We start from the raw sequence: 19533 nt of genomic DNA, 5'->3' as shown, positions 1-19533 counted from the left end.
GCGGACGACGTTCTTCCCGCGGCCGCGGCGTTCATGCCACCGGGCACGACCCGCGCCGGGTTCGTCGGCGTGCCGACGTCCCCGGCGCGGCGATGTTCGAGGGCCGGTGCCGGTGGGCCGCTACTCGGGTACGGCCCCGCTCTGCTGCTGTCGGAACTGGTCGACCGGGAGGCCACCGCGACCCCAGTTCTCGGTCTCGACCTCGTCGATCACCACGAAGGTCGACGTCAACGGCTTGTTCAGGACGTCGCGCAGCAGCTCGCTAACGCCCTTGATGAGCGCGGCCTTCTCCTCGGCGGTCGCCGCGGACGTGCCCGGCGTGTTGCCCTCACGGGTGATCTGGATGGTGACGATCGGCATCGTCTGCTCCTCTTCGGGGATGGGGTTGGGCGTCAGTGACCGGCGTTCTGGCCGCCGTCGACGTGCAGGATCTCGCCGGTGACGAAGGGCGCGGACTCGAGGTAGACGACGGCGTCGACCACGTCGCTGGTCTCGCCCATCCGGCCGACCGGGTGCAGGCCGGCGAGTGTCTGGTGCGTCTCGACCGGGTGCATCGGGGTCTTGATGATGCCGGGCGCGACGGCGTTGACCCGGACTCCGCGAGCCGCGTACTCGATGGCCAGCGACTTGGTCGCGGAGCTGAGACCACCCTTGGTCAACGAGGCGAGCACCGACGGGACGTGCGAGCTGGGCTGGTCGACGAAGCTGGTCGTGATGGTCACGATGTGCCCGGCGCCGGTGGCCAGCAGGTGTGGCAGGACGCGCCGGGTGAGGTGGAAGAACCCGGCGAGGTTGATCCCCGTCACCAGGTCGAACTCCTCGTCTGTGTAGTCGGTGAACGGCTTGGCGACGAAGACGCCGGCGTTGTTCACCAGGGTGTCGATACGCCCGAAACGGTCCAGGGCGGCACGGACCACCCGGTCCGCCGTGTCCGCCTCGGCGATGTCGCCGCGAACGGTGACGACCTTCGGGTCGTCGACGGGGCCGATCGAGCGCGAGGTCGCGACGACGCCGTACCCGAGTTTGCGGTAGGCGGTCACGAGGTCGGCGCCGATGCCCTGTGACGCACCGGTGATCACGACGACCTTCTGTCCCTGACTGGTGTTCACGGGAACCACTTCCTGACTGGCCGGAGGGGGGCCGGACCGGTTCGGCCCGACCGCAATGACCACTAGACGACTGGTCGACTACACGCTAGCCGACCGGTCGGGTATCGTCGAAGCATGGGACGGACCAGTGACGCACGAAACAAGATCCTCGACGCGGCCGCGGTGCTGATCGAGCAGCGCGGCTACTCGGCCCTGGGCGTGGCGGCGATCTGCGCGACGGCGGGCGTGCCGAAGGGCAGCTTCTACTACTTCTTCGAGTCCAAGCAGGCGCTCGCCCGCACCGTCATCGACGAGCACTGGGCGAGCCAGCGCCGCCAGTGGGAGCAGTTGCTCGGCAGCGGGCGCGACCCGCTGCGGCGGCTACGGGACCTCTTCGAGGCCACCGAGGAGGTCCAGCGCACCGGCCAGCAGAAGGCCGGCGTGGTCGCCGGCTGCCTGTTCGGCAACCTCGCCCTCGAACTCAGCAACCAGGCCGAGGAGATCCGCCGCCGGCTCCAGGAGATCTTCGAGGCCCAGATCGACCTCATCGAGCTGGTGGTGGTCGAGGCGAAGGAGAGCGGACTCGCCGGCCCGTCGGTCGACACGCGGGAGGCCGCCCGGTCCATTGTGGCCCAGATCGAGGGGCGGGTCCTGCTCGCGAAGCTGCTCAACGATCCGGCCCAGTTGGAGACGCTGTGGCGCAACTGCCTGGACCTCCTCCAGGTGCCGGCGGAAGCGCGCACCACGACCGACTGAGTGGTCGGCATCGTGGAGTGGGTGCCCGGACGTAGCATCGGCGATGCACGATATTCAGGCCACTCCCGACCGGATCGAGCACACTCCACATGACGACCGAGCAGACGACGTCTCCCCCGCGCGCGGGCGTCGGCATCACGGCCAGTGGTCTGGGCCAGAGCGTCCGGGACGGGCGCCGGATCCTGGACGACATCTCGTTGGCCATCCAGCCGGGCGAGGTGGTCGCCATCATCGGCGCCAGCGGCGCTGGCAAGACCACCCTGCTGGAGACGCTCGCCGGGATTCGGCGACCGGCGGCGGGCACCGTGTCGTACGACGGCGCCACCGGCGAGGGTGCGCTCGGCTACGTCCCGCAGGACGACATCATCCACCGGGAGCTGCCCCTGGAACGCACGCTGCGGTACGCGGCCCGGCTGCGCCTGCCACCGGGGACCGGTCCGGTCGAGGTGACCGAGCGGGTCGCCGAGGTGCTCTCCGGGTTGGGGCTGACCGATCGGGGCGCCGTCCCGGTGGGCCGGCTCAGCGGCGGTGAGCGCAAGCGCGCCAGCATCGCCGTCGAGCTGCTCACCCGGCCGGGTGTGTTCTTCCTGGACGAGCCCACCTCCGGGCTGGACCCGGCGATCGCCGTGGACCTGCTCCGGGTGCTGCGCACGCTCGCCGACGCGGGGACCACGGTCGTGCTCACCACCCACCAGATCACCGACGTGGACCGCTGCGACCGGGTCGTGGTGCTGACCCGCCACGGCCGGTTGGCGTTCGCCGGCACGCCGGCTGAGGCCCGGGAGTTCTTCGGCCTACGGTCCCTCGCCGAGGTGTATCTGCGGCTCGCCGAAGAGACGGACCCGGCGGCGCTGCCCGACCGCTTCGCCGCGCACCGCGACGCCGGCCCGGCGGCCCGTCCGGTCGACCCGGGCGCCGCGGGACACCGGCAGGTCGGCCGACTGCGCCAGTTGGGCGTCCTCGCCGCCCGCAACGCGGAGATCGTCGCCCGAAACCGACTCACCCTGGCGATCCTGCTCGGGTCGCCGCTGATGGTGCTCGGCATGTTCGCGCTGCTGTTCCGGCCCGGGGCGTTCGACCCGGCGCATCCGATCCCGAACGTGACCGTGATGATCCTGTTCTGGATCGCGTTCGGGGGCTTCTTCTTCGGGCTGACCTATGGCCTGCTCCAGATCTGCACCGAGCTGCCGATCCTGCGCCGGGAGCGGCTGGCGGGTGTCCGGCTGGTGCCGTACCTGGTGGCGAAGGTGGCGGTGCTGCTGCCGCTGCTGGCCCTGGTGGACCTCGCCCTGCTCGGTGTGCTGCGCGGCATCGATCGGCTCCCGCCGGTCGACGGCGCCGGCTTCGCCGCCCTGTACACGACGCTGCTGCTCTCCTCGGCGGCCGCGCTCACCCTCGGCCTGCTGTGCTCGGCGGCCGTCTCCGACGCCGCCCAGGCGACCCTCATGCTGCCGATGCTCTGCTTCCCGCAGGTGCTGTTCGTCGGCGCGATCCTGCCGGTGCCGGCCATGGCGGCCGGCGGCCAGTGGCTCAGCTACGCGATGTCGAACCGGTGGGCGTTCGAGGGCCTGGGACACACGGCCGGAGTGGAGCGGCTCTGGCGCAACGGCGCTTCCCCTCTCGGTCCGCCCCTGCTCGCCACGTACGGCGACAGCTTCTCCCGTCCGGTGTGGGTGAACTGGCTGGTGCTCGGCGGTTTCGTGGTGCTCTTCCTCGGCGCGACCTGGGTGGTGCTGGTCCGTCGGGAGTCCCGCCGTGCCTCCTGAGCTGGCACCCCGCGCCGCCGCCGGCACCTCGCCGGCGGCTCTGCCGGGGTACGCCGGCACCACCCGGATCGACGAACTGCGCGCCACCGAATACCGGCACCTCGACCGGCACGGCCACGTCTACCTGGACTACGCCGGATCCGGGGTGGCCGCACAGGCCCAGGTGCGAGCCCACCACGACCGGCTGCTGGCCGGCCTCTACAGCAATCCGCACTCGGAGAACCCGACCTCGGAAGCGGCCGGTTCCCTGGTGGAGTCGGCCCGGCGAGCGGTGCTCGACTTCTTCCGCGCGGACCCGGCCGAGTACGCGGTCGTCTTCACCCCGAACGCCAGCGGCGCCTGCCGGCTGGTCGGCGAGGCGTACGACTTCGGCCGGGCCGCACCGTTCGTGCTGACCTGGGACAACCACAACTCGGTCAACGGCATCCGCGAGTACGCGCGGGCAGCCGACGCGCCGACGCGCTACGTACCGCTGACCGGCCCGCAGCTGCGGGTCGCCGAGGCGGACCTGGTCGACGTGCTGGACGCCGGCCGTGGCGGCCCCGGCCGGCGGTGGGGCCGGCCCGGTGGTCGGGGCCTGTTCGCGTATCCGGCGCAGAGCAACTTCTCCGGCGTGCACCACCCGCTGAGCTGGGTGGAGCTGGCCCACCGGCACGGGTACGACGTGCTGCTCGACGCCGCCGCGTACGCCCCGACGAACCGGTTGGATCTCCGCGTCGTCCAACCCGAGTTCGTCTGCCTGAGCTGGTACAAGCTCTTCGGCTACCCCACCGGCGTCGGCGCGCTGCTGGCCCGCCGCGACGCGCTGGCCCGGCTGCGCCGGCCGTGGTTCGCCGGCGGCACGATCCGGGCGGTCAGCGTGCAGGGCGACTGGCACCGGTCGATGGACGACGAGTCGGCGTTCGAGGACGGAACCCTCAACTTCCTGAGCATCCCGGACGTGGAGTTCGGGCTGCGCTGGCTCGACGCGATCGGCGTGGACCTCGTGCACACCCGGGTCAGCCTGCTCACCGGATGGCTACTGGCCCGGCTGACCACGCTGCGGCACCGCGCCGGCCGGCCACTGGTCCAGGTGTACGGGCCGGCGACGGGCGAGGACCGGGGCGGCACCGTGACGTTCAACCTCCGCCACCCGGACGGCACCCTGGTCGACGAGCGGCTCGTCGCGAGGGAGGCCGCGGCGGCCGGCTTCTCCCTGCGCACCGGCTGCTTCTGCAACCCGGGTGCGGGCGAGGGCGCGTTCGGGATCAGCCGGGGTTCGCTGCGCCGGCGGCTGCTCGCGCGGGTCGACACGATCGACCAGTACCTCGGTGCGCTGCGGCTACCGACCGGCGGCGCGGTGCGCGTCTCGTTCGGTCTGGCCTCCAACGCGACCGACGCGGAACGCTTCCTCGCCTTCGTCGAGGCGACCTACCTGGACCGTGAGGCCAGCAGCGAGTCACCGTTGCCACCTCGGCTGCGCTGCTGACCGCCGCCGCCCGCACGATCGCGGGCGCTGCTGCGGGAGGCGCGTCAGCCGACCTGTGCCACCCGCGCGGGATGACGCTTCGTCTCCTCCATGAAGGGGAACCGGGCGGTGAGCTCGGCGAGCGTCAGCCCGGCGCGCCAGGCCGAGGCCAGCTGGGCGACCTGGACGAGATCCATGGCGTCGCCTCGCGCCTGGACCTCTCCCGAGACCCGAAGGTCGATCATGAAGTATCGGGCCTGGGAGCCCAGCCCGACGCAGACCACGCCCTGATCGGAGTGCAGCTCGGCGCAGGTGAACCGGCTACGCCCCTGCTCGGGGGCGGTGACCCGGCCGAGGTCGAGCTCGTGCCGGGCAGCGATCTCGATGAGCGCGGGGGCCAGACCACCCCGCTCGACCAGGTCCGGGTAGAGGCGCACACCCAGCGCCGTCGACACGTCGCTCATGACTGACTCCCACTTCCTCGTGACAGAGACCAGCAGCGCGCAGGTTACGGGGATGTTTCCGGCGAGCCTCGTCATCCTGACCCCCATGGACGCCCCACGGCAATAGGAAGAATCGATTCGGCCCCGATCGGAGGAATGTGCCGTCGGACCCGCGGCGGCCGGCCACATCGACCATGGTCAGCAGGCGCGCGGCCGCCCATCGCGTCGCCGGAGGGCTCGTTTGCCCGTGTCCACACCGGGAACGCGCCGCGCGACGCCAGGCGCCGTCGAAAGAGACGGCGCCGCGAGAGGAGCCGCAGGATGGCCACCCGACAGCAGCAACTGGTCGGCAGGCGGATCGCGTTCCTGGCAGCGGACGGGGTCGAAGACGTCGAGTACACCCAGCCCCGCGCCGCAGCCGAGGAGGCGGGCGCCCGGGTCCACCTGATCTCGCTACGCCCTGAGGAGATCCAGTCGATGCACCACGACCTCAACCCGGCGAACCGTTTTCCGGTGGACCGGACGGTCGATCAGGCCGATCCGGGCGACTACGACGCTCTGGTGCTTCCCGGTGGGACGGTCAACCCGGACCGGCTGCGGATGAACCCGGGAGCGATGGCCTTCGTCCGGGCGTTCTTCGAGCAGAGCAAGCCCGTGGCCGCGATCTGCCACGGTCCGTGGTCGCTGGTCGAGACCGGGATGGTCGCCGGTCGGACGGTCACCTCGTTTCCCAGCCTGCGTACCGACATCCAGAATGCCGGCGGGACCTGGGTGGACAAGGAGGTCCAGGTCGACAACGGCCTGGTCACCAGCCGCAGCCCGAAGGACCTGCCAGCGTTCTGCGCCACGATGGTGGCGGAGTTCGCGAAGGGCCGACAGACCCGCCCGGCGACCGCCTGACCCTCCGCTCAAGGCCGGGCCGCGCGACCGGTCTGGAGAGGCGTGCGCCCCACCATCAGGTGGTAACGGACTGTCGTCGCATTGGAAACACTCTTGACAAAAAGGTCGGGACATCGACATGCTTCGTTATAGAGAGCGCTCTCCGGTGCACAGCCTCCGCCACCCCCACGCTGAGGAGCCCCCCGTGTTCAAAGCCCGTCCCGCCCCCCGTTTCCGACCCTTCGTCCTCGCTGCGGTCGCGCTCATGGCCACCACCGCGGCGCTCGTCCTCCCAGCCCACCCCGACCGGGCCGAGGCCGCCATCGGCCCGATCACCTGGCAGGACGAGTTCAACGCACCGGCCGGCGCGGCCGTCGACCAGAGCAAATGGCGCTTCGACATCGGCGGCGGTGGCTGGGGCAACAACGAGCGGCAGTACTACACCAACAGCACCAGCAACGCCGTCCACGACGGCCAGGGCAACCTCGTCATCACCGCCCGCCGGGACAACCCCGCCAACTACCAGTGCCACTACGGGCGCTGCGAGTACACCTCGGCGCGGCTGCTGACCGCGGCCACCTTCACGCAGACGTACGGCCGGTTCGAGGCTCGCATCAAGATCCCGCGCGGTCAGGGCATCTGGCCGGCGTTCTGGATGCTCGGCACGGGCAGCGGCGGGTGGCCCAACGTCGGTGAGATCGACATCATGGAGAACATCGGCAGGGAGCCAAACACCGTCTACGGCACCGTGCACGGGCCCGGGTACTCAGGCGGCGGGGGCATCACCGGCAGCCGCACCCTCGGCGGGCCACTCGCCGACGGCTTCCACACCTACCGGGTGGACTGGGAGCCGAACGTGATCACCTGGTACCTGGACGGGGTGCAGTACCACCGGGTCGACCCCGCCCGGCTGGGCGGCAACCGCTGGGTGTTCGACCACCCCTTCTTCATGATCCTCAACGTGGCGGTCGGCGGTAACTGGCCCGGCTACCCGGACGGCTCCACGCAGTTCCCGCAGCAGATGCTCGTCGACTACATCCGGGTGTCCGGCTACACCTCCGGCGGCGGTGGCGACCCGGCCCCCGGCACCAGCCGGATCCGGGGCGCGCAGAGCGGGCGCTGCATCGACATCCCCAACGCCAACCCGGTCGAGGGCGCCAAGCTGCAGATCTGGGACTGCAACACCACCGCGGCGCAGGCCTGGACGTTCGCCTCCGACGGGACCGTCCGGGCGATGGGCAAGTGCATGGACCCCGCCTGGGCCGGCACCGCCAACGGCACCGAGGTCAACCTGGTCTCCTGCAACGGCAATCCCGCCCAACGCTTCACCCTCAACGCCGCCGGCGACTTGGTGAACGTCAGCGCCAACCGGTGCGTGGACGTCCGGGACGCCAACCCCGCCAACGGCGGCAAGCTGCACCTGTGGGACTGCATCGGCGCCGCCAATCAGAAGTGGTCCCGCTTCTGAGGACGCGGACAGCTCGTACCACCCGCGAGTGGGCCGCCTGGGAAACACGCTCGGGCGGCCCACCGGCGTGCGCCGCCCGGCGGCGGCCGGAAGCGGTTGGGCAGGAGCGCTCCGCGGATTCGACCGATGACGCCAGGGCCACACCAATGCCCGCTATGTTCGGATTTAACCAATAAGTCCGGCAGCACCGGGAGTCAGCTCATGTCGCACCACCTCGACACCCCCCTCGCCGCCCAGAGCGGCCAGCTCTTCATCAACGACCTGTTCGTCTTCAACGGTGAGCGCGCCACCGTGTTCGTCATGGACGTCAACAGCTCGGTGACGAAGGCCGACATCAAGCGCGGCTTCCACGCTGAGGCGCGCTACGAAATCAAGATCCACTTCAACGGTGGGGAGTTCGAGGAGTTGACCTACCGGGTCGTCTTCGGCGAACTCGATGGCACCGGGAAGCAGACGCTGATGGTCTACGAGCTCACCGGAGCCGATGCCCGCGACGACGCGGCCATGGGCACTCCCATCGTCGAAGGTCGAACCGGCGAGGTGTCGACCGGCGGGAACGTCCGGATCTGGGCCGGGCGGATCACCGACCCGTTCTACATCGACCTCGGGCAGCTCGCGACCGTCAACGCCGCGTTCAAGGACGGCGCGAAGCTGGACCGCTCGGCGTGGAAGGCCGACGAGGCCAAGAACAGCTTCGCCGGCACCACCGTCGAGTCGATCGTCCTCGAGGTCTCCCAGGACGAGCCGATGCTGCGCGACGGCACGCGGATCGGCGTCTGGTGCACCACCAAGCTGGCGACCGACGCCGGAGGGTGGCGGCCGATCAACCGTGGCGGCCACCCGATGATGTGGCCGATCTTCTGGCCGACCGACACCGACTTCTCCGACCCGGCCAACGCCCGGCACCCGAGCAACGACCTGAAGGAGGACGGCGAGGAGATCGCGTCAGCGGTCGCGCGGGTGGTCGCGGCGAACGGGACCGCGCCGGATCCCCAGGCGTACGGCTGGAGCGTGGCGCGGCAGGTCTATCCCGACGTGCTGTCGTACCAGGTCGGGACGGCGGCCAACTACGGCTTCGCGGTCCGCAACGGCCGCACCATGGCCGACAACGTGCCCGAGGTGATGTTCTCCCTGGTGCTGAACACCGGGGTGACCTCCGGCCTCACCCCGGACGTGACCAAGGCCGCCCGTGCCGAAGCGTTCCCGTACGTGGTGCCGGCCTGACCGGGTCGTCTCGGCCCCTACCCGCTCCGACGGATCATGTAGTAGTGAAAGCGGACTGACCTCCTCGGCCGCGCCGAAGAGGTCAGTCCGCAGGAGGCTCGAAGCTGTCAGCCCTCGATGTCTCGTGGGTCGCGGCTGCGCGGGTAGGTGTTCTTCTCCCCGACCGTGCCGTCCTGCTTCTTGATCACATGCTCGACGCCGCGGTCGGCTGCCATCTCGCGGCCCTGGGCCTGCGCGTCGGCCTTGGAGTCATGCGTACTGCTGGCCCGCGCGTTGCCCTCGGGCCGGTTCTTCCACTGCCCGTCCTCGTGGTACGTGTCGACGTCACCCTTGCTCATCGCCGGCTCCTCCCTGCGTCTGCTGCGTCCACCACACCAGTTGCCCGGAGCCGTTCCGGGACAAACGTGGGCTACGTGGTCCTCAACAGACGGTCACGGCGACCATCACCCGGACTGGCAGTTGTTGCTCGTCCGCTTGACGATGTGTTCGCGCTCGTCGCTGGTGATACCCGACGGCTCGCCGTCGAAGTGCGTCTCCACCTTGTCCCAGCCGCGGCGCTGCTCGTAGTGCAGGTGCGGAGCGCCGGAGTTGCCGGTGCTGCCAAGGCGCCCGATCTGGTCACCCTGGGCGACCCGCTGACCCTCCCGGACCAGCGGCGGTTCCAGCAGGTGCAGGTACTGGGTCTCCCACTTGCCACCGTGGTCGATCTTCACCCAGTAGCCACCGCCGCGACCGCGCGGGCCCTCCGGATTCTCGGGGTTACGCCCGCCCACCGACCCGTTGACGCCCGCCACGGTGACCGTGCCGGCGTAGGAGGCGAGCACCGGCCGCCCCCACGCCTCGCCCTCGGTCGGAAACAGGTCGACGTCGTAGTCGTCGTGGCCGGGATAGGTGCTGAGCTGCCACGTCTCACCGCACGAGACGGGGAGTTGGAAGAGCGGACGCGGGCCTGGCGGCAGCAGCATCGGTACGACGACCAGGGCGGTGCCGATGAGGGCCACGACCACGACGAGCGCGAGGAGAACCCGGGTGGTGCGGCTGCGGACGCGGCGGTGGGTGCGGACTCTGGTGGGGTGGCCGGTCGTCACCGCACCGAGCATGGCAGATCCCGGCAACGCCTCAGCCCCGGGTCACGACTGCCGTCCGGCCGGCCCGAGCGGTCACATTGCAGTCGTATCGCGAACCGCGTACGGTGGGATGCAATGCAGTTGCATTGCATAGAGAGAAGGCCCAGATGCACGTGATCGCGCTGTCCGAGGCAACCGCCGGCATGGTCGACCTGGTGGGCGGCAAGGCGGCCGGGCTGGGCGAGCTGATCCGGCTGGGCAAACGGGTCCCCGAGGGATTCTGCGTCACCACCGAGGCTCACCGGCTCGGTGTCATCCCGCAGGCGGAGATCGTCGCCGCGTACGAGTTGCTCGGCACGGGCCCCGTGGCGGTGCGCTCCAGCGCCACGGCGGAGGACCTGCCGGACGCGAGCTTCGCCGGGCAGCAGGACAGCGTCCTGAACGTCACGGGCACCACCGAGTTGATCGCCGCGATCAGGAAGTGCTGGGACTCGCTGCACACCGTGCGCGCGACCGCCTACCGCGACGCCCGTGCCATCGATCATCAGACGGTGCGGATGGCCGTCGTCGTGCAACGCATGATCACACCTGCCGTGGCCGGGGTGCTGTTCACCGCGAACCCGCTGACCGGCCGCCGCGACGAGATGGCGGTCGACGCGGCGCCGGGGGTCGGCACCACGGTGGTGGACGGTGCGACGACGGTGGACCACTACGTCCTCGACGGCGTCGCGCGGGACGACGCGGGATGCCTGACCTCGGCGCACCTGGCGGAGCTGCGGACCACGGGTGAGCGGTTGCAGGATCACTTCGGCCGCCCGCAGGACGTGGAATGGGCGATCGACGGAGACGGTCTGCTGTGGTTGCTGCAGTCGCGGCCGATCACCAGCCTGTTTCCGCTCCCCCCGGAGACCGGGAAGCCCCTCCCCCGGGTCTATCTGGAGTTCGGTCACGTTCAGGGCATGCTGCAACCGGTCACCCCGATGGGCATGTCGACACTGCGGTCGCAGATTGCGGCGATGCTCGCCTCGCTCGGCGTCCGGGTCGAGATCGTCGACATCGGCGGTCGCCTCTACGGTGACCTGACCGAGCTGGCCCGGAGCAGGTCGTCCCGCAAGCGGCTGGTCAAGCTCATGGCGGTCGACTTCGGCCCGCGGGCCCAGGCGGTGATGGAGCATGTCCTGGCGGATCCACGGTTCGCACCCACCACGGGCAGCACCGAGCGCGGCGCGGCGGCCGGGGCCGCGTCCCTGCGCACGGCCGGCCGTGCGGTCGTGGGGATCCTGCGCGCGCTGGCGCGTCCGGACGCGGCGCGGATCCGGATGTTCCAGGCGATCGAGCGGATGAGAGTGCGGTCGGCGGCGCCCGACGACCTGCGGACCGCCGCCGACCGGCTGCGCCTCCTTCGTTCGCAGGACGCCGAGGACAGCGCGGACGACATCATGTGGCCCATCGTGACGGGGATGCTCGCCGCCGCGTTGCCGGCCTCGTTGCTCAAGGGCGTCGCGAGCCCGGACGAGATCCACACCGTGCTGGGCGGCATGCCGCACAACGTCACCATCGAGATGGACCTGGCGCTCTGGCGGCTCGCCCGGGGCGCCGACGAGCACCGGGGTCTCCTGCTCGGCACCCCCCCGGACGATTTGGCCGCGCGCTACCTGCGCGGCACACTGCCCGACATCGGGATGGCCGCGTTCCTGGACGCCTACGGTCATCGCGGCGTCGCCGAGGTCGACCTCGGCGTACCGCGGTGGGCGGAGGATCCGGCACCGGTCTTCGCGGCGATGGCCAACTACCTGCGGGTCACCGATCCCCAGCAGGGGCCCGACCAGCGGTTCGAACGCGCCGCCGCGGCGGCCGAGACGGCGCTCGCGGAGCTGGCCGCGCGGGCCCGCCGTCGCCGGCCGGTACGCGGCAGGATCGCCGTGTTCCTGCTACGCCGGGCCCGTTCGTTGGCCGGCCTGCGGGAGGCCGGCAAGTTCGCCGGGCTGTACCCGCTACGGGAGACGCGCCGGCAACTGCTGCTCATCGGCGCCGACCTGACCGCCACCGGCCTGCTGGAACAGCCCGACGACATCATGTTCCTGACCCTGGACGAGGCGGAGGCGGCGGTGCACCGGAGCACCGACCACCGGGCCACGGTCGCCTCCCGCCGGGCGGAGCACCGCCGGGAGCTGCGCCGCAGGTCGGTCCCGGTGGCGTTGCTGTCCGACGGCACCGACGTCGAGGCGATCCTGCCGGCGGCGCCTGCCCGCGACGGCACCCTCGCCGGTGTCGGCGCGTCAGCGGGCCGGGTTACCGGCCCCGCCCGCATCGTCCACAACCCGGCCACCGCCCACATCGAGCCCGGCGAGGTCCTGGTCGCCGCGACCACCGACCCCGGCTGGACCCCGCTCTTCCTCACGGCCTCGGCGCTGGTCACCGAGACCGGCGCGATCATGGCGCACGGCCCCACCGTGGCCCGGGAGTACGGCATTCCCGCCGTCATCTGCGTGCCCGACGCCACCCGGACCATCTCCACCGGTCAGCTCGTCACCGTCGACGGCGGCGCCGGAACCGTCACCGTCCACTGACGCCAGCCCACGACCACGAGGACGAGGAATGACCGACACGAAGGCCCCGACCAGGGCGACGGTAGGTCCGCTGCTCCGCCGGGCGGCCGCGATGGAGGGAGCCATGTGGCGCAGCCTGTACGTCTGGGCACGGCGCAAGCCACTGCCGCTGGCCCCGGGCGACGATCCGTTCGGCTACCTCGGCGTGGTCAAGCCGATCCTCGGCATCTTCATCGCCCTGTCGGTCGTCGAGATTCCGATCTTCGACCTCATCGTCACCCACGTGGTGCCGTGGCGGCCGGCCCGCTGGATCGTGCTCGGCCTCGGCATCTGGGGTCTGCTCTGGATGGCCGGCCTCCACGCGAGCATGCAGATCCATCCACACACCGTTGGTGACAGGGGCCTGCGGGTGCGGCTGAGCTCGGGCATCGACATCTGGATCCCGTGGACGGACATCGAGGCACTGCGCAAGCGTTACCGCTCGCTGCCCTCCAGCAAATCGGTGCAGGTCGAGCAGGAGGGCGAACGCCGCGTCCTGTACATCTCGGTCGGCAGTCAGACCAGCATCGACGTTCTGCTGCGCCGGCCGACGACCTTCGACCTGCCCAAGGGCCGGTCCGAGCCGATGGATGAGCTGCGGCTGTACGCCGACGATCCCGACGGCCTCCTGCGCAGCGCTCGCGGCACCCCCGCGACCGGAACCGTCAGCCGGTAGCTGCCGCCCGCTGGCGGAGTGTCCGGGCCACCCACTCTGAGATGATCGAGGTCATGCCCAAGAAGGTCGATCACCAGGAGCGACGCACCCTCATCGCTGACGCGTTGATGCGGGTCGCCGCGGATCAGGGCCTGGAGGCCGTCAGCCTTCGTCACGTGGCCGCCGAGGCCGGGGTTTCCGCCGGCATGGTCCAGCACTACTTTCGCACCAAGGACGAGATGATGGCGTTCGCGCTGGCCGTGGTCCGCGAGCGCGGCCAGATCCGGGTCACCGAGGCGATGGAGCGACTGGGCTCGGACCCCTCTCCTCGGCTGCTGCTGCGCACGATGATCGCCGCCCTGCTGCCACTCGACGACCGGACCCGCGACGACGGCCGGGTGGCGCTGGCGTATTTCGCCTACACCGCGGTGCGGCCGGCGGCCGCGTCCAGCCTGCGCGCGGACACCGCGCAGCTGACCGAGTTCATCGCCAGCGCCCTGCCCGCTCGAAACGCCAACGCCGCCGCGGCCGCAGCCGGCCTGCTGGCGCTGATGGAGGGGCTGGGCATCTATCTGCTGGGCGGGCAGTACACCGCGGAGCAGGCCTTGGCGGCGCTGGATGCCCACCTCGACCTGCTCTTCGGCGTCGACGCTGCCTGAGTGGTGGCCGACGGGAGCCGAACGCCCTCAGCAGCGGGGCACGTTCGGGATGTACCCGTCGTAGCCGGTCAGCACGTAGGCGTCGGAGACGTAGCGGTTGGTGTCGATCCGGTTCCAGATGGCGGTCGTGCCGTACGGGCCGGTGACCGTGCTGCCGACGGCCTGGCAGTAGACGGCGACGGTGGCGCCGTCGGCGACCGAGCCGACGACCGGATAGCTGGCGCCCGGGCCGGAGCGCACGTTGAGGTTGGCCGACTCGGTGTTCACCGTGCCGTACCCGATGCCGGTGATTCCGTTCACCAGTTGCAGGTAGTAGGTCCAGTTCCAGTTCGGGCCCGGGTCGGTGTGGGTGGCGCCGGGCACCTCGACGTGCGCGATGATGTGCGCCCGGTCCCTGGGGATGCCGTACCGGGTGGTGAGGGTGCGGGTGAGCGCCGCCGACGCGCGGTACATCGCGTCGGTGAACCAGGCCGGGTTGTCGACGTACCCCTCGTGCTCGATGCCGATCGACTGGGTGTTGTAGGTCCAGTTGCCGGCGTGGTGGGCGATGTCCTTCTCCCGCACCGACTGGGTGACGGCCCCGTCGGAGGACCGGAAGGTGTAGTGCGCGCTGACCTTGGCCGCCGGGTTCTGGAACCAGCTGATGGAGCCGGCGTAGGAGCCCTGCGTCATGTGGATGACGACGCGGGTGACCGGGTGGCTGCCCGGTCGATTGGCCACGGTGTAGTTGCTCGTGCTGGCCGGTGCCCACGCGGCCGGCCCGTAGTCGGTGCTGAGGGTGCCGACCCCGCCGAGCACGGCGGCCGGCTCCAGGCCGCCCCGCCGGGGCGCGACCGGCCGGCCCGCCACCGCTTCGCCGCGCGCCGAGGTGAATCCGGCGCGCAGCAGGTCGTAGACGGTGTCCGCGTAGAGTCGCGCGACCGACGGGTTGCTGGCGCCGCCGTACCGGGCGATCGGCGCGTACCAACCGTTCACGTCGTCGCGGGTCGCGGCGGTGAGGCCGGCCTGATCGGCGTACGAGCGCAGCACGGCGGCCGCCCCGAGAACGTTCGCGGCGGGTTCGGTACGCAACGCGACCTGGCTCAGCCGGGTGAGCGTCGCCGCCTCGTCGAGGGTGTGCACCTGCGGGTTGCTCGCCAGGTGCATGAGCCCGTACCCGCCGGCCGCGCTCGCCGCACCGGCGTGCATGTCCAGCCGCGACTCGGCGTACCCCAGCGCCATCAGCAGGTCCCGCGGGACGTCGTACCGCGCGGCGGCGGTGTCGAACGCGGTGGCCAGCGGGCCGGACGACGCCGGCGTCCCGGCCGGGGCGGCAACCGCCGGTGACCCGGCCACGACGGAGCCGGCCAGGGCGGTGGTCAGGGTGAGCAGGCCGCCGAGCAGGAGCCGACCCCGGCGGAAGGTTGGTACGGCCATTGCCACTCCTTGCGATGGATGGGATCGGGCGGCCGGTGAGCCACCGGCCGCCTCGGCGGTCCGGCTCGTCAGCACCAGCCGTTGACCGGACCGTTCACACCGGTCCAGAGGTAGGCGTCGGACACCCAGCTGCCGTCGCTCAACCGGTCCCAGAGCGCGGTGGTGCCGTACCGCCCGGTGTGGGAGGTGCCGTTGGCGGAGCAGGAGACGGAGACGGTGGCGCCGTCGGCCAGTGAGCCGAGCGCGCCGTAGCCGGCCCCCGGACCGGCGCGGCGGGTCAGCGCCCCGCCGCCGTTCGCGTCGACCACCGCCTGGGTGAGACCGAGCGCGCCGTAGTTGTACAGGCCCGCTCCCGCACCGGCCCAGGCCGAACCGTGCCGCGCCCCGCCCTGGTACGCGGCGGCGCCGTTGGCCAGCACCCACTTGCCGATGTCGTGGCCGGCGATCGGCACGTACGCGCTGTTCTGCCGCAGCCCGAAGTGGACGTGCCGGCCGTAGGCGGCGCCGCCGCAGGTGACGTCGGTGCCGGTGTTGCCCAGGAAGGCGCCCTGACCGACGCTGGCGCCGTTGACGGAGATGCTGTTCCAGAGGTGGTAGTAGTCGGTCGAGAAGCCTCGGTCGTGGATGACCCGGATCCACCCCTGACACATCGTGTACGCCGCGCCGGCCCGGGCCGCGCGGACCACCTGGTCGCCGCCGGCCAGGTCGACCGAGCTGTACGGCAGCTCGCTCCCGCCCCAGCCGTGCGGGCCGCTGGTGAGCGTCCACGTCTGGCCCACCGCGAACGGCAGGGCCATTCCGGTCCGGTAGTCCCCGCCCGCGTACATCGGGGTCGGGGTGGTGGTGAGGAACTTCCTCTCCCGACCGTTCACCAGGGGTGACTCGGCGGCCAGGTCGCCGAAGGCCGCCTCACCGTCGATGGCGACCCGCCACCCGGCCGGGTCCGCCCGGGCGATGAAGATCGAACCGGTCGGGTGGGCGTCCTCCTGCCGGGGCGCGAGGGCGACGGCGGTGCCGAACGCCCACCGGCCGCTGGTGCGGCTGACGGTGATCCGGGTGTCCCGTTCGTCGACGGCCGTGTGCGCCTGGGCCGAGCCGAGCAGCTTGGCGGTCACCGCGGCGGTGAGCGCGGGGGCGTCGGCCGTCGCGGCGGCGTTCGGCGCCGCGACGATCAGGCTCGTGACCGTCAGCAGGGCCGCAGCCGCGCTGCCGGCCCATCGTCGACCGTGTCTCATGGTGACCTCACTTCCGGGATGTGGTTTCAGGCCGGGACCACGGAGAGTCGGGGGCCGTTGCCGGGCGACGTGCCGGCCAGGCTGAGCAGGGTGTGTCCGGTGACGTCGTCGACCACGGCGACCCGCACCCCGTCGGGTTCCGGGTCGGTCAGTGGCACGGCGAACACCGCCGTCACCAGGCGGCCCTGGTAGCGCGCGGCGTGCCCGACGAAGCGCCAGTCGCCGTCGTCCCAGTGCTCCCGTACGTCGGAGCGCAGCAGCGGCGCCACCCGCCGGTAGGCGTCGCTGAGCTGGAGTTGCTGCACGGTGGCGAGCAGCGGTACGCCGGAGCCGCCCCGCAGCGGGTGGGTCAGCCGGGCCCGCAGCCGGCGCAGCGGCAGCAGCCAGACGTGGTCCAGCTCCGGCGAGAGCGCCACCACGGCGGCGAGTTCGACGAGCAGCACGGCGCCGCCGGCCGCTGGCTGCCCGGCCAACGCGGTCAACCAGCCACCGGTGGCCAGCAGGGCGAGCCCGCCCGCCGCCACCAGCAGGCCGGCCCGGGCCAGGTTGCGGCCGGAGACCGGGGTCGGTCGGGCGCTCAGGCAGCCGCAGGAGGAGGTCGGGGCGGCGCGGCGGGCGTATGCGAGGTAGCCGAGGAAGGCGACGGCCAGCCCGGTCGCGGCCAGCGCCTCCGCGCGCAGGACGGGCGGCAGCAGGAGCAGCGCGCCGAGGGTCACCTCGACGCCGCCCAGCAGCCGGTACGCGGGCAGCGCCCGGTCCTGCCCGAGCAGCCGGGCGAGCGCGGACCGGTTGGCGGCCGCGGCGGCGTGCGGGCTGACGAGCTTGACGCGGGCGGACCAGATCAGCACCGCGCCCACGACCAGCGGTTGCAGCGTCGCGATCAGGTCGATCATGGGTTCTCCCCTCGGGTGTGTCCGGCGGGCGGCACGCCGATGCGCGGATGCGCGCCGCCCGGGGTCCGTCAGGCGGCGGCGTAGACGGTGGCGATGTCGATCTCGTTGGTGTCCGGATGCCAGGCGCCGAGCACCTGGACGTGCCGGCCGACCCGCAGCAGCGACAGGTCGCTGACCGCCGGGGTGCCGTTGTAGACCGCGGCGGACCTGTCCGGCACGACGTGCGCGACGATCCGCCGGCCCTGGTGGTCGAGGTGCAGCACGTTGCGGCCGACCGCGGCGATGTGCCCGTGCAGGTTGACGATGTTGACCCAGACGGAGTCGGCGGCGAGTGTGCCGTCGGGCAGGCGGACGCCGCGGGCGTAGAGCCCGTCGCCGATGGCGACCTTGTCGAACGTGGTGGGGTGCAGCTTCCAGATGCTCGTGCCGTCGGTGATCCGGATGGAGTGCAGCACGGTGTCCGAGCCGGTGACCAGCAGCATGCTGCCGGAGATCTTGCTGATCCGGCCTTCGGCGAAGTTCGGGTCCGGCGCGCCTGGCTCGATGGTCGCGGGTTCAGCGGCGAAGGCCGCCTCCGGGGCCAGCGACCCGAGGCCGGTGGCCCCGACCACGCCGCCGAGCGCCGCGGTGGCGAGCAGCCGCCGGCGGTCCAGGGTCTGGTTCATGGTGGCGCCCTCCGTTCAGACCGTGTCGACCGAGCAGGGCCGGAGCCCCGCCGAGAGGCTGGCGATCGCGCTGTACGCGGCCGGGGTGAGATCGATGATCCGGTTGCTGCCGCAGGCGGAGCCGCAGCAGGTGCGCTCGCCGCAGAACAGGTCGGTCTGCGGCCCACAGTCGGCGATGGTGGTGCCGACCCGGGCGCCGTTGCAGAGGTCGGTGGTGTAGTGCCGGAAGCCGCAGCCGCGCCGGGTCATCCCGGTCACCCCGCACCGGTCCGGGCGGGTGATGGCCAGGCACGCGTCCGAGGTGTTCGGCCAGGCGTGCTGGTAGTTGCCTGATCTGCAGGTGCCGCAGGCGCCGCCGCCGGCCGTGCCGCAGGGACCCCAGGCGCTGCCGCAGCAGAACCACGACACCTCGCCTCGCAGAGCTGCCATGGGTGCCTCCTTTCTGGCATGAGGACTACAAATACGAGCGTAAATATTGATGGTGATTGTTGTGTCATAAACCACCGAAGTCAACCGTCGCATCGAAAGTTTTCTACGCACGGCGCGTCGGATCGATGGATTGTGCCGCCCCCGCTCGCCGTGGCAGTGTGCAAATCCTCGGGGCCGGAGGGGGCGGTTGCACATGTTGACCATCCATGAGGTGACGGTCGGGTACGGCGACGCACCACCCGTTCTCACGGACGTCTCGGTGACGGTCCGCCCGGGCCGGGTGCTGGCGTTGACCGGCTCGTCCGGCGCGGGCAAGACCACCCTGCTCAACGCGATGGCGGGGCTGCTGCGGCCGCGCGACGGCGCGGTGACCGTCGACGGGCAGCAGCTGCGCGACCGTGACCACGCGGTGGACCACCGGATCGTCCTCATCCCGCAGGACAACGGGCTGGCCCCGATCCTGACCGCCGCGGAGAACGTGCAGGTGGCCCTCGTCGCCGGCGGCGTGGCACCGCCCGAGGCACGCCGGCAGACCGCCGCGACGCTGGCTCAGCTCGGCCTCTCCGGCCAGGCCGACCAACTGGTCGAGGAGCTGTCGGGCGGCCAGCAGCAGCGTACGGCCATCGCCCGCGGCGTGGCGCTGCGCGGTGGCGTGCTGCTGGCCGACGAGGTGACCAGCGAGCTGGACGCGGGCAACCGGCAACGGGTGCTGGATCTGCTGCACGACGAGGCCCGGCGGGGTGCGGCCGTCGTGTTCGCCACCCACGACGCTGAGGTGGCCGCCGCCTGTGCGGCGGAACTGCACCTCGTCGACGGGCGAGCGCAGATCGTGCGCGGTTGAGGCTCGCGACAGGT

20 protein-coding genes are annotated in these 19533 nt (G+C 71.6%); 10 read left to right on the top strand and 10 right to left on the bottom strand.

Annotation, left to right across the window (positions count from 1 at the left end):
• Positions 1-120: 120 nt before the first annotated feature.
• The gene (locus tag BUS84_RS33165) at positions 121-360 is read right to left on the bottom strand and encodes a tautomerase family protein (RefSeq protein ID WP_074318313.1); all 240 of its coding nucleotides are present in this window, start codon (positions 358-360) and stop codon (positions 121-123) included.
• Positions 361-392: 32 nt separating this feature from the next.
• The gene (locus BUS84_RS33160; RefSeq protein ID WP_074319292.1) at positions 393-1109 is read right to left on the bottom strand and encodes an SDR family NAD(P)-dependent oxidoreductase; all 717 of its coding nucleotides are present in this window, start codon (positions 1107-1109) and stop codon (positions 393-395) included.
• A gap of 114 nt (positions 1110-1223) precedes the next feature.
• On the opposite strand from BUS84_RS33160, the gene BUS84_RS33155 reads away from it, so the two are divergent.
• The 3 genes from BUS84_RS33155 (at position 1224) to BUS84_RS33145 (ending at position 5078) form a co-directional block, all read left to right on the top strand.
• Positions 1224-1844 (top strand): TetR/AcrR family transcriptional regulator, encoded by a 621-nt coding sequence (locus tag BUS84_RS33155; RefSeq protein WP_074318312.1) that lies wholly within the window; start codon positions 1224-1226, stop codon positions 1842-1844.
• 89 nt (positions 1845-1933) lie between these two features.
• Entirely contained in the window at positions 1934-3610 is a 1677-nt protein-coding gene (locus tag BUS84_RS33150; protein ID WP_074318311.1) for an ABC transporter ATP-binding protein/permease, read from the top strand.
• On the top strand, positions 3600-5078 hold the full coding sequence (locus BUS84_RS33145) for an aminotransferase class V-fold PLP-dependent enzyme (protein ID WP_084757693.1): 1479 nt from the start codon (positions 3600-3602) through the stop codon (positions 5076-5078). The genes BUS84_RS33150 and BUS84_RS33145 overlap by 11 nt, the downstream gene beginning before the upstream one ends.
• A 44-nt stretch (positions 5079-5122) precedes the next feature.
• Here BUS84_RS33145 and BUS84_RS33140 read toward each other — a convergent pair whose 3' ends face one another.
• Positions 5123-5521 (bottom strand): hypothetical protein, encoded by a 399-nt coding sequence (locus BUS84_RS33140; protein WP_074319290.1) that lies wholly within the window; start codon positions 5519-5521, stop codon positions 5123-5125.
• A 300-nt stretch (positions 5522-5821) separates the two neighbouring features.
• On the opposite strand from BUS84_RS33140, the gene BUS84_RS33135 reads away from it, so the two are divergent.
• The 3 genes from BUS84_RS33135 to BUS84_RS33125 all read left to right on the top strand — a co-directional run bounded on the left by BUS84_RS33135 (position 5822) and on the right by BUS84_RS33125 (position 9071).
• A complete protein-coding gene (locus BUS84_RS33135) occupies positions 5822-6400 on the top strand; it encodes a type 1 glutamine amidotransferase domain-containing protein (protein ID WP_074318310.1) in 579 nt (192 codons plus the stop codon).
• Between the two features lie 184 nt (positions 6401-6584).
• Positions 6585-7847, top strand: a complete 1263-nt coding sequence (locus BUS84_RS33130) for a glycoside hydrolase family 16 protein (RefSeq protein ID WP_244298801.1) — start codon at positions 6585-6587, stop codon at positions 7845-7847.
• Positions 7848-8048: 201 nt separating this feature from the next.
• Complete coding sequence (locus BUS84_RS33125) at positions 8049-9071, top strand: DUF4331 family protein (protein WP_074318308.1); 1023 nt, start codon at positions 8049-8051, stop codon at positions 9069-9071.
• 107 nt (positions 9072-9178) lie between these two features.
• Here the strand turns inward: BUS84_RS33125 and BUS84_RS33120 are convergent, their stop codons facing one another.
• Together BUS84_RS33120 and BUS84_RS33115 are read right to left on the bottom strand one after the other, a co-directional pair.
• Positions 9179-9409, bottom strand: coding sequence for a DUF2188 domain-containing protein (locus BUS84_RS33120; protein WP_074318307.1), 231 nt, complete (start codon positions 9407-9409; stop codon positions 9179-9181).
• 105 nt (positions 9410-9514) lie between these two features.
• Positions 9515-10171, bottom strand: a complete 657-nt coding sequence (locus BUS84_RS33115) for a M23 family metallopeptidase (RefSeq protein ID WP_074318306.1) — start codon at positions 10169-10171, stop codon at positions 9515-9517.
• A gap of 134 nt (positions 10172-10305) precedes the next feature.
• Here BUS84_RS33115 and BUS84_RS33110 point away from each other — a divergent pair, with 134 nt between their 5' ends.
• From BUS84_RS33110 to BUS84_RS33100, 3 genes are read left to right on the top strand one after another with little or no spacing between them, the layout of a single operon-like run.
• Positions 10306-12708 carry a PEP/pyruvate-binding domain-containing protein gene (locus BUS84_RS33110; RefSeq protein WP_074318305.1) on the top strand — a complete coding sequence of 801 codons (2403 nt, stop codon included), beginning with the start codon at positions 10306-10308 and terminating at the stop codon, positions 12706-12708.
• Positions 12709-12736: 28 nt separating this feature from the next.
• Positions 12737-13402, top strand: coding sequence for a hypothetical protein (locus BUS84_RS33105; protein ID WP_074318304.1), 666 nt, complete (start codon positions 12737-12739; stop codon positions 13400-13402).
• Positions 13403-13455: 53 nt separating this feature from the next.
• Positions 13456-14040, top strand: a complete 585-nt coding sequence (locus BUS84_RS33100; RefSeq protein WP_074319289.1) for a TetR/AcrR family transcriptional regulator — start codon at positions 13456-13458, stop codon at positions 14038-14040.
• Between the two features lie 27 nt (positions 14041-14067).
• Here BUS84_RS33100 and BUS84_RS33095 read toward each other — a convergent pair whose 3' ends face one another.
• From BUS84_RS33095 to BUS84_RS33075, 5 genes are all read right to left on the bottom strand, one after another.
• A complete protein-coding gene (locus BUS84_RS33095) occupies positions 14068-15456 on the bottom strand; it encodes a peptidoglycan recognition protein family protein (RefSeq protein WP_208869786.1) in 1389 nt (462 codons plus the stop codon).
• Between the two features lie 68 nt (positions 15457-15524).
• Positions 15525-16691, bottom strand: coding sequence for a peptidoglycan DD-metalloendopeptidase family protein (locus BUS84_RS33090; protein ID WP_074318303.1), 1167 nt, complete (start codon positions 16689-16691; stop codon positions 15525-15527).
• Between the two features lie 26 nt (positions 16692-16717).
• On the bottom strand, positions 16718-17584 hold the full coding sequence (locus BUS84_RS33085) for a MauE/DoxX family redox-associated membrane protein (protein WP_074318302.1): 867 nt from the start codon (positions 17582-17584) through the stop codon (positions 16718-16720).
• A gap of 68 nt (positions 17585-17652) precedes the next feature.
• Positions 17653-18249: a cell wall protein gene (locus BUS84_RS33080; protein ID WP_074318301.1), complete on the bottom strand. Its 597-nt coding sequence runs from the start codon at positions 18247-18249 to the stop codon at positions 17653-17655.
• 15 nt (positions 18250-18264) lie between these two features.
• The gene (locus BUS84_RS33075) at positions 18265-18678 is read right to left on the bottom strand and encodes an RlpA-like double-psi beta-barrel domain-containing protein (protein ID WP_074318300.1); all 414 of its coding nucleotides are present in this window, start codon (positions 18676-18678) and stop codon (positions 18265-18267) included.
• Positions 18679-18871: 193 nt separating this feature from the next.
• On the opposite strand from BUS84_RS33075, the gene BUS84_RS33070 reads away from it, so the two are divergent.
• On the top strand, positions 18872-19519 hold the full coding sequence (locus tag BUS84_RS33070; protein ID WP_074318299.1) for an ABC transporter ATP-binding protein: 648 nt from the start codon (positions 18872-18874) through the stop codon (positions 19517-19519).
• Positions 19520-19533: the final 14 nt, after the last annotated feature.

It is taken from the genome of Micromonospora cremea (assembly GCF_900143515.1).
Taxonomy (GTDB): Bacteria; Actinomycetota; Actinomycetes; order Mycobacteriales; family Micromonosporaceae; genus Micromonospora; species Micromonospora cremea.
This window is presented reverse-complemented; position numbering and strand designations above follow the sequence as displayed.

Bases quoted from the DNA above. Each gene is read 5' to 3' on its own strand.
- BUS84_RS33165 (WP_074318313.1), bottom strand. From the start codon at position 360: ATGCCGATCGTCACCATCCAGATCACCCGTGAGGGCAACACGCCGGGC.
- BUS84_RS33155 (WP_074318312.1), top strand. From the start codon at position 1,224: ATGGGACGGACCAGTGACGCACGAAACAAGATCCTCGACGCGGCCGCG.
- BUS84_RS33150 (WP_074318311.1), top strand. From the start codon at position 1,934: ATGACGACCGAGCAGACGACGTCTCCCCCGCGCGCGGGCGTCGGCATC.
- BUS84_RS33140 (WP_074319290.1), bottom strand. From the start codon at position 5,521: ATGAGCGACGTGTCGACGGCGCTGGGTGTGCGCCTCTACCCGGACCTG.
- BUS84_RS33135 (WP_074318310.1), top strand. From the start codon at position 5,822: ATGGCCACCCGACAGCAGCAACTGGTCGGCAGGCGGATCGCGTTCCTG.
- BUS84_RS33125 (WP_074318308.1), top strand. From the start codon at position 8,049: ATGTCGCACCACCTCGACACCCCCCTCGCCGCCCAGAGCGGCCAGCTC.
- BUS84_RS33120 (WP_074318307.1), bottom strand. From the start codon at position 9,409: ATGAGCAAGGGTGACGTCGACACGTACCACGAGGACGGGCAGTGGAAG.
- BUS84_RS33115 (WP_074318306.1), bottom strand. From the start codon at position 10,171: ATGCTCGGTGCGGTGACGACCGGCCACCCCACCAGAGTCCGCACCCAC.
- BUS84_RS33110 (WP_074318305.1), top strand. From the start codon at position 10,306: ATGCACGTGATCGCGCTGTCCGAGGCAACCGCCGGCATGGTCGACCTG.
- BUS84_RS33105 (WP_074318304.1), top strand. From the start codon at position 12,737: ATGACCGACACGAAGGCCCCGACCAGGGCGACGGTAGGTCCGCTGCTC.
- BUS84_RS33100 (WP_074319289.1), top strand. From the start codon at position 13,456: ATGCCCAAGAAGGTCGATCACCAGGAGCGACGCACCCTCATCGCTGAC.
- BUS84_RS33095 (WP_208869786.1), bottom strand. From the start codon at position 15,456: ATGGCCGTACCAACCTTCCGCCGGGGTCGGCTCCTGCTCGGCGGCCTG.
- BUS84_RS33090 (WP_074318303.1), bottom strand. From the start codon at position 16,691: ATGAGACACGGTCGACGATGGGCCGGCAGCGCGGCTGCGGCCCTGCTG.
- BUS84_RS33085 (WP_074318302.1), bottom strand. From the start codon at position 17,584: ATGATCGACCTGATCGCGACGCTGCAACCGCTGGTCGTGGGCGCGGTG.
- BUS84_RS33080 (WP_074318301.1), bottom strand. From the start codon at position 18,249: ATGAACCAGACCCTGGACCGCCGGCGGCTGCTCGCCACCGCGGCGCTC.
- BUS84_RS33075 (WP_074318300.1), bottom strand. From the start codon at position 18,678: ATGGCAGCTCTGCGAGGCGAGGTGTCGTGGTTCTGCTGCGGCAGCGCC.
- BUS84_RS33070 (WP_074318299.1), top strand. From the start codon at position 18,872: ATGTTGACCATCCATGAGGTGACGGTCGGGTACGGCGACGCACCACCC.